12 protein-coding genes and 1 pseudogene are annotated in these 12,786 nt (G+C 61.7%); 9 read left to right on the top strand and 4 right to left on the bottom strand.

The window, feature by feature from the left end:
• Positions 1 to 57: 57 nt before the first annotated feature.
• Both ABDW57_RS16650 and ABDW57_RS16655 read right to left on the bottom strand, forming a co-directional pair.
• The gene (locus ABDW57_RS16650) at positions 58 to 1,263 is read right to left on the bottom strand and encodes an FAD-dependent oxidoreductase (protein WP_343731294.1); all 1,206 of its coding nucleotides are present in this window, start codon (positions 1,261 to 1,263) and stop codon (positions 58 to 60) included.
• A 96-nt stretch (positions 1,264 to 1,359) separates the two neighbouring features.
• Positions 1,360 to 2,172, bottom strand: coding sequence for an AraC family transcriptional regulator (locus tag ABDW57_RS16655; RefSeq protein ID WP_343731295.1), 813 nt, complete (start codon positions 2,170 to 2,172; stop codon positions 1,360 to 1,362).
• Positions 2,173 to 2,403: 231 nt separating this feature from the next.
• On the opposite strand from ABDW57_RS16655, the gene ABDW57_RS16660 reads away from it, so the two are divergent.
• From ABDW57_RS16660 to ABDW57_RS16680, 5 genes and pseudogenes are all read left to right on the top strand, one after another.
• On the top strand, positions 2,404 to 3,597 hold the full coding sequence (locus ABDW57_RS16660; RefSeq protein ID WP_343731296.1) for an efflux RND transporter periplasmic adaptor subunit: 1,194 nt from the start codon (positions 2,404 to 2,406) through the stop codon (positions 3,595 to 3,597).
• Positions 3,598 to 3,638: 41 nt separating this feature from the next.
• Entirely contained in the window at positions 3,639 to 5,009 is a 1,371-nt protein-coding gene (locus tag ABDW57_RS16665; protein ID WP_343731297.1) for an efflux transporter outer membrane subunit, read from the top strand.
• A gap of 217 nt (positions 5,010 to 5,226) precedes the next feature.
• Positions 5,227 to 5,424 (top strand): annotated as a pseudogene (locus ABDW57_RS16670) (transposase); the annotation flags it as partial.
• A gap of 301 nt (positions 5,425 to 5,725) precedes the next feature.
• Positions 5,726 to 6,025, top strand: coding sequence for a type II toxin-antitoxin system prevent-host-death family antitoxin (locus ABDW57_RS16675; RefSeq protein WP_343731298.1), 300 nt, complete (start codon positions 5,726 to 5,728; stop codon positions 6,023 to 6,025).
• A complete protein-coding gene (locus ABDW57_RS16680; RefSeq protein WP_343731299.1) occupies positions 6,000 to 6,257 on the top strand; it encodes a Txe/YoeB family addiction module toxin in 258 nt (85 codons plus the stop codon). Before ABDW57_RS16675 ends, ABDW57_RS16680 begins: the two co-directional genes overlap by 26 nt.
• Positions 6,258 to 6,526: 269 nt before the next feature.
• Here ABDW57_RS16680 and guaA read toward each other — a convergent pair whose 3' ends face one another.
• Positions 6,527 to 8,137 carry a glutamine-hydrolyzing GMP synthase gene (gene guaA / locus ABDW57_RS16685; RefSeq protein ID WP_343731300.1) on the bottom strand — a complete coding sequence of 537 codons (1,611 nt, stop codon included), beginning with the start codon at positions 8,135 to 8,137 and terminating at the stop codon, positions 6,527 to 6,529.
• A gap of 60 nt (positions 8,138 to 8,197) precedes the next feature.
• Entirely contained in the window at positions 8,198 to 9,661 is a 1,464-nt protein-coding gene (gene guaB / locus ABDW57_RS16690) for an IMP dehydrogenase (RefSeq protein ID WP_343731301.1), read from the bottom strand.
• Positions 9,662 to 9,829: 168 nt separating this feature from the next.
• On the opposite strand from guaB, the gene ABDW57_RS16695 reads away from it, so the two are divergent.
• The 4 genes from ABDW57_RS16695 to ABDW57_RS16710 all read left to right on the top strand — a co-directional run bounded on the left by ABDW57_RS16695 (position 9,830) and on the right by ABDW57_RS16710 (position 12,765).
• Positions 9,830 to 10,426 (top strand): PEP-CTERM sorting domain-containing protein, encoded by a 597-nt coding sequence (locus ABDW57_RS16695; RefSeq protein ID WP_343731302.1) that lies wholly within the window; start codon positions 9,830 to 9,832, stop codon positions 10,424 to 10,426.
• A gap of 207 nt (positions 10,427 to 10,633) precedes the next feature.
• Positions 10,634 to 11,107: an FxDxF family PEP-CTERM protein gene (locus ABDW57_RS16700; RefSeq protein WP_343731303.1), complete on the top strand. Its 474-nt coding sequence runs from the start codon at positions 10,634 to 10,636 to the stop codon at positions 11,105 to 11,107.
• A 74-nt stretch (positions 11,108 to 11,181) separates the two neighbouring features.
• Positions 11,182 to 11,673: a DUF4124 domain-containing protein gene (locus ABDW57_RS16705; RefSeq protein ID WP_343731304.1), complete on the top strand. Its 492-nt coding sequence runs from the start codon at positions 11,182 to 11,184 to the stop codon at positions 11,671 to 11,673.
• 63 nt (positions 11,674 to 11,736) lie between these two features.
• Positions 11,737 to 12,765 (top strand): LacI family DNA-binding transcriptional regulator, encoded by a 1,029-nt coding sequence (locus tag ABDW57_RS16710; protein WP_343731305.1) that lies wholly within the window; start codon positions 11,737 to 11,739, stop codon positions 12,763 to 12,765.
• Positions 12,766 to 12,786 lie beyond the last annotated feature (21 nt).

Genomic DNA, 12,786 nt, shown 5'->3' on the forward strand with positions numbered 1-12,786 from the left:
CATATTGTTGACCATTTGCTTCATGTTCATCTCCTGTTGCAGGTTGCGGTGACAGGTTCAGAGATCGGTGACCCGTTCCGGATCGGCCGACGCCAGCGCGGCGGCGCGTTCGGCCTTCGGCGGATAAATCCAGACGGTATTGATCTCGTGCTTGGTTTTCTTGGCGACCTCACCGACCATCTCCACCTTGCGTTCCCAGCCGCGCGTGAACAGCGCGCCGGCTTCGCCAAGGTCCAGGCAGGTGACGTAAGCCTTCTGGTGGTAGGGCCGGGTCGGCAGGTCAAGCAGTTCAGCCGCGGCGTTGTGACCGGCAAACGCGCCCATCCGGGTGGCGTGCTGGCAGGACATCAAGGCGTAGTTGCCGTCGTCATCGCAGGCGGCGCGGGCGGCGTCGCCGGTGGCAAACACGCCCTGAACGGCCGGCACGCGCAGCTCGCGATCGACCAGCAGCCGGCCAGAATTGTCGCGCTCGGCGGAGATCTGTTCGGTCAGCGGCGCGGCGCGGATGCCCGCCGCCCATATGACGGTCTCGGTCCCGATCAACTCGCCGCTGGACAAGGTGATGCCAGACTCGTCGAGCGAGGCCACGCCGACGCCAAGGCGGGTCTCCACGCCGAGCTGGCGCAGCGCGTCCTCAATGACGGGGCGGGAATCCAGGCCCATGTCGGGCGCGATCACGTTGTTGCGGTCGACGATGATGACGCGGGTCCCGGCATCGTTGCCGAGAATCGCACGCAGCCGCGCCGGCATTTCCGTCGCCGCCTCGATGCCGGTGAAACCGCCGCCCACCACCACCACCGTGTTGCGCCCGTCCGTGGCTGGCCGCCCGGCCAGGCCATGCAGGTGCCGGTCGAGGGCGACCGCGTCGTCGAGCGAATCGACGCTGAAGCCGTGCGCGGCAAGGCCGGGGATATTCGGACGGAACAGCCGGCTGCCGGAGGCCAGCACCAGGCGGTCGTAGGAGAGCGGCTTGCGCACGCCGTCAGCAGCCGCGATGCCCACCGTGCGCGCGCTGGCGTCGACCGCCTCGGCGCTGCCTTGCACATACACGACATCGATCGCATGGAACAGCTCCAGCAGCGGTGCCGTGAGGGTTTCAGGATGCGGTTCGTAGAGCCGCGGCCGCACCACCAGCGTCGGTTGTGGCGCCACCAGCGCGATCTCCAGCTGTTCCGGTGACACGCCCTGGATGTCGCGCAGACGGGCTGCGGAAAGCGCGGCGTACATGCCGGCGAAGCCGGCGCCTATGATGACGAGTCGCATGTGAGTTACTCCTTCTGTTGTGGAAACAGCCATACTGTAGCCAGCCGCGCCGGTGAGCGTTCCAGCGCGATTGATGTGATTGCAGCGCGATTGCTGCTAACGCGCGCGCCGCCGCCAATCGCTCGGGGTTTCGCCGGTAAGCTTGCGGAATCCGGCGGCGAAAGCGGTCTGGGAGCCATAACCCAGCGCCGCCGCCACCGCCATGACGGAGGCGTCGGTGTCGCGCAGCATGGTCATGGCTTGCTCAAGCCGGTACTGGCGCAGCCAGGCACGCGGCGCCAGCCCGGTGCTTTCCTTGAAGGCCCGGCAGAAATGAAACCGCGACAAGCCAGCTTCCGCCGCCAGCGCCGCCAGCGACAGGTCGGCGTCGCTGTCCGAGCGCAGGCGTTCGATCGCGCGCTGCAGGGTCTTCGGCGCCAGCCCGCCCCTGACCGGCTGCACCGCAGCCGGTGCGCCGATGTGCGCGGCCAGCAGGCGCGTGGCCAGCAGATCCATCAATTGCTGCCTGAACAGCGTATCCAGTGCCTCATTGCCCTCAACAAAATCGGCCGCGCTCAAGAGCAGGCGGGCTGTGATGGGATCGGGGTGTGCCGTGCGCGCCAGCAATTCGACCGGTGCGGCAATCCCGGCCTCAGCAGCGATACGCGCGAGCGATGCCTGAGGCAGATAGAGTTGGACGACATCGACAGGTTTCGGGATATCCCAGCGCGAGCTGGAGCCTTCCGGGATGGTGATCACCACGCCGGGTCGCAAGGTTCCAATCGCCGTCGCTGTTCCCGTGCGCCGTTGCATGCGCTGCACGATGCCGCTGTAAGCCATGATGACGTGGTGGGTCATGGGGCCGACGAGATCATGCAAGGGATCATGTTTCCAGTGGGCGATGCCGGCGCCGGAATGGTCCAGGGTCATGCGGACAGGCGTGGTTCCGAGTACCCGGGCCATCTCCTCGTCGGCGCGCCGGGCTTCGGGTGCGGCCGGTGTGGCCGGAATGATCGCGCGAGATCGGTGCTGTGGTCATGCTGCGTGTCTTTCAGTGGAATTATGCGCTGTAAGACGGCGGACCCGAGCGGTTTGTGACTAATTGCTGAAAGTCTGGCGCCAAGCGCTAAAATGAGCGCTGTTTTTAACGATGCAAAACTGATGAACCACGAAAAATACGGCGCCCGGCGCCCTTTCCGCTACGCGATGGCAGCGCTCGTGCTCGCGCTCACTGCCAATATTTCCGCCGCCCAGGCACCCGGCTCGGCGGAGGCGCCGGCCCCGGCCTCGGAGGTCAAGCTCGATACGTTGACGGTGCAGCGCGGCGACCTGCAGCAAACCGTGGACGCCGTCGGCAAATTGCAATTCCACCGTTTTGCCGATGTGAATGCCCAAGTCGCCGGCCAGATAAAGGAAGTGCCCTTTGCGGTCGGGGACGCCGTGCGGGAAGGCCAACTGTTGCTCGAAATCTCGCCCCCGGTCCGCGCCAACCAGGCGGAAAGCAACCGTGCTCAAATGGCGCGGCTGCGGGCAGAACTGGCAGACCAGCAGGCCCAGACCGACTTTGCCGAGTTGCAGTTCAAACGCCAGACCCAGCTCAAGGCACAAAATGCCACCCGAGAAGAAAGCTATGAATCAAGCCGCATGAATTTGTCCTCCGCCCGCGCCCGCCTCGATTCGATCAACGCGCAGATCCAGCAGATGGAGGCGACGCTGAAACTCGATGAGGAAAGCAGCCGGCCAAAGCAGCTGCTGGCGCCGCTGTCAGGCACCGTCGTGGCGCTGAACGCGCGTGCCGGACAAACGGTAAGCGTCGGCCAGGCGGGCGGGCCTTTGATGCGCATTGCTGACCTGTCGCAAATGACGGTCCAGGCCCGCGTGGCGGAGGTGGATGTCACGCGCCTGAAGCGCGGCATGACCGCCAACTTCCACACGCCCGGCTATCCGGGCCGCACCTGGTCGGGCAAACTGCGCCAGGTGATTCCCGTCCCTGCCGAGGGCAGCGGCGAGCAAGGCAAGCAAACTTTTTACAACGTCTTGTTCGAGGTCGACAATCCGGAACAGGAGCTCATGAGCGGCATGACCGCGCAGGTGCAGTTCATCGTCGCGCAGGTCAAGGATGCCGTGCTGCTGCCGGTCGATTTGCTGGGTCCGCGCGACGCGGCTGGGATGTACCAGGTCCAGGTGGTGAACCGCGACCAGCGCATCGTGGCGCGCAAGCTGAAAATCGGCGTGCGCACTGCACAACAGGTACAGGTGCTGTCCGGACTGGCAGCGGGCGAGCAAGTGCTGGCCGGTCCCGCGCCGGCGCTGGCGCCGCAACCCAAACCTGCAGTGCCGGCGGGCATGCCATGAGCCTGCGTGTGTTGAGACCGTCGGGAACGCCGCATACAAGCATGCTGGCGCTGTGTGTCGCCGGCGCCTTGCTGGCCGGATGCACCCACGTCCGGCCTGTGGCGGAATCGGCGCCGGCAGTCGAATTGCCGGCCGCGTGGTCGCAGGCGGGGAAAACGGGTGCCCAGGAATGGCCGGACGCCCACTGGTGGCAACGCTTCGGCAGCGACGAGCTGAGCCAGCTGGTGCGCGAGGGCCAGGACAGCAACCTGGAACTGGCCGCCGCGCTGTCGCGGGTACGCCAGGCCGCGGCGCAAGCGCGGATTGCCGGCGTCTCGCTGCTGCCCTCGGTCGATGCTTCCGCTGGCGCCAGCCGTGATCTGCCGCTCGGCGGCAACCGCAACGCCAATATTTCAACCAGTGGCGTGCTGCAGGTGTCTTACGAACTCGATTTTTGGGGCAAGAATGCGGCCAGCGCCGCTGCCGCCGAGGCCTCGCTCAGGGCCAATTTCTACGACCGTCAGACCGTGGCCCTCACCGTGACCAGCGGCATTGTGTCGACCTACCTGCAATTGTTATCCCTGCACGACCGCCTTGAGGTGGCGCGCGAAAACGCCAAAACCGCAGAGCACGTGTTGTCGCTGGTCGAGGCCCAGAGCAGCGTCGGCGCCGCCACCTCGGTCGACCTGGCGCGCCAGCGCTCCGCGGTCGCCAGCCAGCGTGCCGCCATCCCCGCCTTGCTGCAACAGGAGCGCGAGGCGCAGTCGGCGCTGGCCATCCTGCTCGGCCGGCCGCCGCAAACCTTCAAGATCAGCGATAGCGGACTCGACACGATCCACTTGCCCGAGGTGACGCCAGGCATGCCATCCGAGCTACTGTCGCGGCGCCCCGATATTCGCCGTTCGGAAGCAACCCTGGCGGCAGCCAGCGCGAACGTCGAAGCGGCACGCGCGGCCCTGTTTCCGAGCATACGGCTGACCGGCTCGACCGGGACGCAAAGCAGCGCCTTGCTGTCGCTGCTCAACGCCCAAAACCTGTTCGCCAACATCGGCGCCTCGCTGGTGGCGCCGATATTCGATGGCGGCCGCCTGCGGACCGAGCGCGACCTTGCCATTGAACAGAAACAGGAACTGGTGCAGACCTACCGCTCAACCGTGCTGGCGGCGCTGGCGGAAGTGGACACCGTGCTGGGCCAGATCAACAGCCTGGACGAGCAGCGCCGCTTGAAAGAGGTGGAACTGGAACAGTCGCGTCTTGCGTTCAACCTGTCCGAGATCCGCTACAAGGCGGGGGCGGAAGACCTGATGACCGTGCTCGATACCCAACGCAGCCTGTCCGACGTGCAAAACGAGCTGGGGATACTCAAACTCAAACGCCTGCAAGCCACGGTATCGCTCTACAAGGCCCTCGGCGGCGGCTGGCAGGCTGGCTAAGTTCGATGCCTCCTTCATCGGGACTCACGCGGTCATGGAGCCTGTAAGAATTTCTGTGTGAAACGGGGTCATGAAATCTTGCTGGCCAGCTCAAGAAGATGCTGGCCGAGCCCATGCTGGCGGCCGAATTGACGCATCACCTGGCGAACGAAGAGGAAGCCAGCAAGAATCACCGAAATGGCACCAGCCCCAGGCACCGAAGCGTTGCCGATGTTGAATCTCGACCATCACCGACGAGGTGATCGAGGAAGTCACCCAATGGCAGCAGCGTGCGCTGGAAGCGATGTACCCCATCGTCTGCTTTGACGCGCTACGCCTGAAGATTGGCGACGAAGGCACAGTCAAAAACAAAGCGGTGTATCTGGCGCTGGGTATCCGCGCCGATGGCCGCAAGGAAGTGCTGGGCCTTTGGATCTTTCTGCAGCTCCGCATTGCCGGTTTGCCCACAGAAATAGCGTAACTAGCTTTATTATCTTGGCTTCGACAAGCTTGACTCACCTCGCCCTTCGCTCATCGCCAACCATAAGCTTGCCATCCACAAAATTTGCGATATATTTGCACATGTACGACTTATCGTACATGTTATTGCCGTTCGAATTTCTCGCTGATACTGACGACTATTACTGATACTGGCGACTACTGCTGACACCGACCACGACGACCGACACTGACGACGACGACTGACACTGATAAGTATTGAATGAACGGAGTAACAAATGAGAATCATCAACTTTTCCGATGCTCGCAACAACCTTCGAGCTGTTATCGACCAGGTGGTTGAGGATGCTGACGTAACCATTATCTCGCGTAGAGACGCGCCAGATGCAGTAGTCATGTCCTTCGATCATTACAGCAGCCTCATGGAAACTGTGCATCTGCTGAGTTCTCCAACTAATGCGGCTCACCTTGCCAAATCCATCGCTCAGGCGCGTTCTGACCAAGCGAAACATCGGGAATTAATCAACATTTCCGACGCAGAGGGACCGCAACATGCGCAACTTGAAGTTCACGGATGAGGCTTGGGAAAGCTACTTCTACTGGCAAACGCAAGATAGGAAAACGCTTAAACGCATTAACGATCTGATCCAAGCCACACTCAGAAATCCTTTTGTTGGTGTTGGTAAACCTGAGGCATTGAAACACAGTCTTAGTGGCTGCTGGTCGAGGAGAATTGACGAAACCAACCGTCTAGTCTACGAAGTGCATGATGAGGAATTAATCATCATTTCGTGCCGCCACCACTATTGAAAAGAAGGGGAGCTAGCGCTCCCCTTCTTTCATGGCCTGGAAATTCGATCCTGAATCTCCCAAAGGTGGCATCGATCTTCACATGGTCTCGACCGCCGATCATGGCATCGTCACGAGATCATACCATTAAGAATGCCATGAAAAAACATTGCTTACCCGTGCTAATCGTTGCCAGATAGTGCAAGCCAAAATAACAAAAAATCCCGTGAAATCACGGGCTTAGCTGTGCTTTACTGCACTGTTAGTGCCAGCAGCTGCTAGACATCAAATCATTCCCACTCGATAGTCGCAGGTGGCTTGCCGCTGATGTCGTACACCACGCGGTTGATGCCGCGCACTTCGTTGATGATGCGGTTCGACACTTTGCCCAGCAGCGCGTGCGGCAGGTGCGCCCAGTGCGCGGTCATGAAGTCTTGCGTCTGCACCGCGCGCAGCGCCACCACGTATTCGTAGGTGCGGCCGTCGCCCATCACGCCCACCGATTTCACCGGCAGGAACACGGCAAACGCTTGCGAGGTCGCCTCGTACCAGTTCTGCGGCACGGCGTCCTGATCGAAGCCCGGCACCACGGTCGCCTCGTACGGCGTGTTGCGCAGTTCTTCGATGAAGATGGCGTCGGCCTGGCGCAGCAGGTCGGCGTATTCCTTCTTCACTTCGCCCAGGATGCGCACGCCCAGGCCCGGACCCGGGAATGGATGGCGGTAGACCATGTCATGCGGCAGGCCCAGCGCCACACCCAGCTTGCGCACTTCGTCCTTGAACAGTTCGCGCAGCGGCTCCAGCAGCTGCAGCTTCATGTGCTCCGGCAGGCCGCCGACGTTGTGGTGCGACTTGATGGTCTGGCCTTTCTTGCCCTTGCCGGCCGACTCGATCACGTCCGGATAGATGGTGCCCTGCGCCAGCCATTTGGCGTTGACCAGCTTGCCCGATTCGCGATCGAACACTTCCACGAACTCGCGGCCGATGATCTTGCGCTTCTGCTCAGGATCGGTGACGCCGGCCAGGTGGCCCATGAACTGGTCTTCGGCGTCGATGCGGATCACTTTCACGCCCAGGTTCCTGGCGAACATGTCCATCACCATCTTGCCTTCGTTCAGGCGCAGCAGGCCGTGGTCGACGAACACGCAGGTCAGCTGGTCGCCGATCGCGCGGTGGATCAGCGCTGCCGCCACCGATGAATCGACGCCGCCCGACAGGCCGAGGATGACTTCATCCGTGCCCACTTGCGCGCGGATTTTCTCGACCGCTTCCGAGATGTAGTCCGGCATGTTCCAGTCCGACTTGCAGCCGCAGATCTCGTGCACGAAGCGGCTCAGCATGACCTTGCCCTGCACGGTGTGGGTCACTTCCGGGTGCCACTGCACGCCGTAGAATTTCTTCTCTTCGTTGGCCATGGCGGCGATCGGGCACGACGGGGTGTCGCCCATCAGCACGAAGCCCGGCGGCATGTCCAGCACCTTGTCGCCGTGACTCATCCAGACCTTCTGCATGCCGTGGCCTTCGTCGGTCACGAAGTCGACGATGCCGTCCAGCAGCTTGGTGTGGTTGCGGGCACGCACTTCAGCGTAGCCGAATTCGCGCACCTTGCCGTTTTCCACCTTACCGCCCAGCTGCGCGGCCATGGTTTGCATGCCGTAGCAGATGCCCAGCACTGGCACGCCCAGTTCAAACACGGCGTCCGGCGCGCGCGGCGCATCGCCTTCCAGCGTCGAGCTGTGGCTGCCCGACAGGATCACGCCGGCGGCGCCATAGTTGCGCACGAATTCGTCGCTGACGTCATACGGATACACTTCCGAGAACACGCCGGAGTCGCGCACGCGGCGCGCGATCAGCTGGGTAACCTGGGAGCCGAAATCGAGAATGAGGATTTTAGAGTGCATGGAGTTTGAACAAGTTTGAATATAGAAAAACGCCGGCGGGCCGCCGGCGTTTGCAAGGTCTTAGTCGCCGGAACGGTAGTTCGGCGCTTCCTTGGTGATCTGCACATCGTGCACGTGCGATTCACGCATGCCGGCCGAGGTGATCTCGACGAACTCCGCCTTGTTGCGCAGTTCTTCGATGGTGGCGCAGCCGCAGTAACCCATCGACTGGCGCACACCGCCCACCAGCTGGAAGATGATCGCCAGCACCGAGCCTTTGTAGGCCACGCGGCCTTCAATGCCCTCAGGGACGAACTTGTCCTGCTTCATGGCGGCGTCCTGGAAGTAGCGGTCGGCCGAGCCGTCCGACATCGCGCCCAGCGAGCCCATGCCGCGGTAGGATTTGTACGAACGGCCCTGGTACAGGATCACTTCGCCTGGCGCTTCTTCGGTACCGGCAAACATCGAACCCATCATCACGGTCGAGGCGCCGGCTGCCAGCGCTTTCGAGATATCGCCCGAGAAGCGGATGCCGCCGTCAGCGATGCATGGCACGCCGGTGCCTTCCAATGCTTCGGCCACGTTGGAGATGGCGGTGATTTGCGGCACGCCCACGCCCGCCACGATGCGGGTGGTGCAGATCGAGCCAGGGCCGATGCCGACCTTGACCGCGTCGGCGCCGTATTCGACCAGCGCTTTCGCGGCGGCTGCGGTGGCGATGTTGCCGCCGATGACGTCCACTTGCGGGTACTTGGTCTTGATCCATTTCACGCGGTCCAGGATGCCTTGCGAGTGGCCGTGGGCGGTGTCCACCACCAGCACGTCAACGCCGGCGGCGACCAGCAGGTCGATCCGCTCTTCATCCTTGGCGCCGACGCCAACGGCGGCGCCGACCAGCAGCTTGCCTTGCGAGTCTTTCGACGCCAGCGGGTGCTCGGTGGATTTCTGGATGTCCTTGACGGTGATCAGGCCGCGCAGCTCAAACGCGTCGTTGACCACCAGCACGCGCTCCAGGCGGTGCTTGTTCATCAGGCGCTTGGCTTCGGTGGTGTCGGCGTCTTCCTTGACGTACACCAGCTTTTCGCGCGGGGTCATCTTAACGCGGACCTCGGCGTCCAGCTCTTGCTCGAAACGCAGGTCGCGGTTGGTGATGATGCCGACCACTTCCTTGCCTTCCACGACAGGGAAACCGGAAATGCCATATTGCTCGGTCAGCTTGATGACGTCGCGGATTTTCATGGTCGGCGGAATCGTGATCGGGTCACGCAGCACGCCGGCCTCAAAGCGCTTGACGCGCGCCACTTCACGCGCCTGATCTTTCGGATTCAGGTTTTTGTGAATGATGCCAATACCGCCCTCTTGCGCCATGGCGATCGCCAGGCGGGCCTCGGTGACCGTGTCCATTGCTGCCGACAGCAGCGGGATGTTCAGGCTGATATTGCGAGTCAGACGGGTTTTGAGGGACGTATCCGCAGGAAGAACGTTGGAGTACGCTGGGACGAGCAGCACGTCATCGAATGTGAGTGCTTTTTGGAGTAGACGCATAGCATTTCCTATAGGCGCAAAGCGGCATTATACAGGAAACGCCATTGTTTGTCTGCAACCGCCCCGGCACCAACGCCATTTACAAGAAGGCATTTTAAAAACACAACTAAAAATGAAAATATGGTATATTTTTCAATTCTATGTGACAACTTTTATAGGAAAACACTTATGATGAAAAAATACCTCAGCGCTGCTGCCGTGGGCCTCTCGATCCTGCTCGCCTCGGCTGCCGCAAATGCGAAAGTCATTGACTTTGAGGACATCACTTTTTCGACACCTGGCTCGTTTCAAGGCGTGAACCTGACCAACCAGTACGGTTTGACGTTCACCGGCGGCCGCTACAACATCCCGACTTTGACGGCAACCAGCTACACCGGCTGGGGCGCGCATTCCGGCAGCAACTATGCCTGGGGCGACGGCTACGCTACGCCGATTGAGATCTCGGGCAAAAACATCACCCTGAACAGCTTCTGGGTACGCGCTGGCGTCACCACCGAAGAGTCGGAAATCACCGTGAGAGCATTTAAAGACAACAATGTGGTGGCATCCAAGACCTTCAGCGCTAACGCGGACTACCACCTGGAAACATTCAACTTTGCCGGCATTGATACGATCTACATCACCAGCCGTGGCGCCCCGGTCGTTATTCTGGACGACATCGATATCGGTTTTGCGGCCCCAGTGCCGGAACCAGGCAGCTACGCAATGCTGCTGGGCGGCTTAGGTCTGCTGCTGATTGCCGCACGCCGCCAGCGACGCTCTTGAATTGCCCCGACAAAAGCCCTTCGGGGCTTTTTTTTTCGTCCCTGGCATTTAGTTACAGCAATTGTTAAATTTTGCTGCGCGGAATTGGTGTTGTTTTAACGCTAATCTAAAAATATTGATATCTTTACTTGCCTTTTTTAAGGTGCAACCAACAGCCCGGTAGCTGCATCTGCCGGTCACTATAACGCTATGTATAGGGGTTCTACGATGAAACTGAAACTACTCGCTGCTGCTGTACTCGCTGGCGCTGCCTTCTCCGCCAGCGCTGCCGATCAATGGATCAATATCGGCCTGGGGACGACGCAATTCTTCGGTACGCCGACGCTGCTGGAAGGCGGCTCGGACACCCTGACCTTCGACGGTCTGGCAAGCGGCCAGTACAATGTTACTGTCTCGTATCAGGGCAACTTCCTGAATATCGACACGGTCACGCTGAACAACAACCTGGGCACCGCCCTGGTTATCGGCGGCCCAACCGGCTATTTCAGCATTGGCGGCCTCACCATCAACGGCAATTCGCCGTTCACCCTGGTGCTGTCGGGTGACGAAGCCACTTCGTCGCTGGCGCAGTACCAAGGTGCCATCACCGTCACCGCCGTACCTGAGCCTGCCACCTACGGCATGCTGCTGGGCGGCCTGGGCCTGCTGGGTCTGGCGGCACGTCGCAAGAAGCAGTCGTAAGCAGTTGCAGCGCTCCAGTTGACAGTTGCCATAAATCATGGCGAAATCGTTGCATGTCTCCTGGAGCGCTTTTTATGAATCCCCGTCATCAGCTATGGGCAGTCCTGCTGCTCGCCGCCTCCCCGCTGGCGCTGGCACAATATATGTGGCTGGATGAGAAAGGCGTCAAACAGTTCTCCGACCGCCCGCCGCCGCCCAATGTGCCGGAAAAACGCATTCTGAAGGCACCCGGCAAGCCCCTATTCAATCCTAATGCGCCCGCCGAGGCTGAACCGGCCGCCGGCGCGCCCGCAGCCAAGCCCGCGCCCACATTGGCCGAACGCAACACCGATTTCAACAAGCGCAAGGCCGAAGCGGCGGAAGCCGAGAAACAGGCTGCCGCCAATGCCCAGCGCAAGGCCGACGAGGCCGCCAATTGCAATGCCGCACGCCAGAACCAGCAGGCGCTCGACCAGGGCTTGCGCCTGAGCACCTACGATAAAAACGGCGAACGCGGCTATATGAACGACCAGCAACGCGAAGAATTGCGCAAAAACACGCAAAAAGTGTTGGCCGAATGCAAATAGATATTCTTCCTTTGGGCATAGCTGCCGTATGATATCGCTATCAATATCCTCTACAGTGCAGCAATGACCAAGACTCAAGCCGGCAAGAGCCGCGCCAGCGGCCGTATCACCCTCGCCATGGTGGCCGAGCGGGCTGGTGTGGCCACCATGACCGCCTCGCGCGCCATTACCCAACCGGAGATGGTGTCGCAGGCGCTGCGCGACCGCGTCGATGCCGCGGTGGCCGAGCTCGGCTATGTGCCCAACCGCGCCGCCCGCGCCCTGGCCTCGTCGCAATCCAAGGTCATTGCCGTGCTGGTGCCGTCGCTGTCGAACGCGGTGTTTACCGAGGTGCTGGCCGGCATCCAGGATGCGCTGGACGCCGACGATTACCAGATCCTGATCGGCAACACCCGCTATTCCGACAAGGAAGAGGAAAAACTGATCAACACCTACCTGCAGTCGAATCCGGACGGCATGCTGCTGTCCGGCCTGAGCCACAGCCCGCGCGTGCAGCAAATCCTGTCCACGCTGCGCATGCCGGTGGTGTCGATGATGGACATGTCCACCGATCCCGAGCAGTACACCGTGGGCTTCTCGCAATTCCAGGCCGGCCACGCCATGACGCGCTACCTGCTGGACAAGGGCCACAAGCGCATCGGCTTCATCGGCGCGCAGTTGGACGAACGTACCCTGCGCCGCGCCGAAGGCTACCGCAAGGCCATGCAGGAAGCCGGCCGCGCCGACGCCAAGCTGGAGGTGATGGTGGCCGAGCCATCCACCATCGCGCTGGGCGCCGAGCTGCTGGGGCGCATGCTGGCTCAGGCGCCCGATTGCGACGCCATCTTCTGCTGCAACGACGACCTGGCGCACGGCGCCATCTACCAGTGCCAGCGGCGCGGCATTGCCGTGCCGGCCCAGCTGGCGATTTGCGGCTTCAACGACCTGCCGGCCTCTGCCTGGATGAATCCGTCCCTGACCACCATCGGCACGCCGCGCTACCGCATCGGCTACGAGGCGGCCGCCCTGCTGCGCTCGGTCATCAAGGGCGAACAGCCGGCCACCCGCCAGATCGACCTGGGCTTCACCCTGATGGCACGCGAAAGCGCCTGATCGACACGGCGGCCGTCTGCT

The sequence above is a fragment of the Duganella sp. genome (assembly GCF_039595735.1).
Classification (GTDB): Bacteria; Pseudomonadota; Gammaproteobacteria; order Burkholderiales; family Burkholderiaceae_D; genus Rugamonas.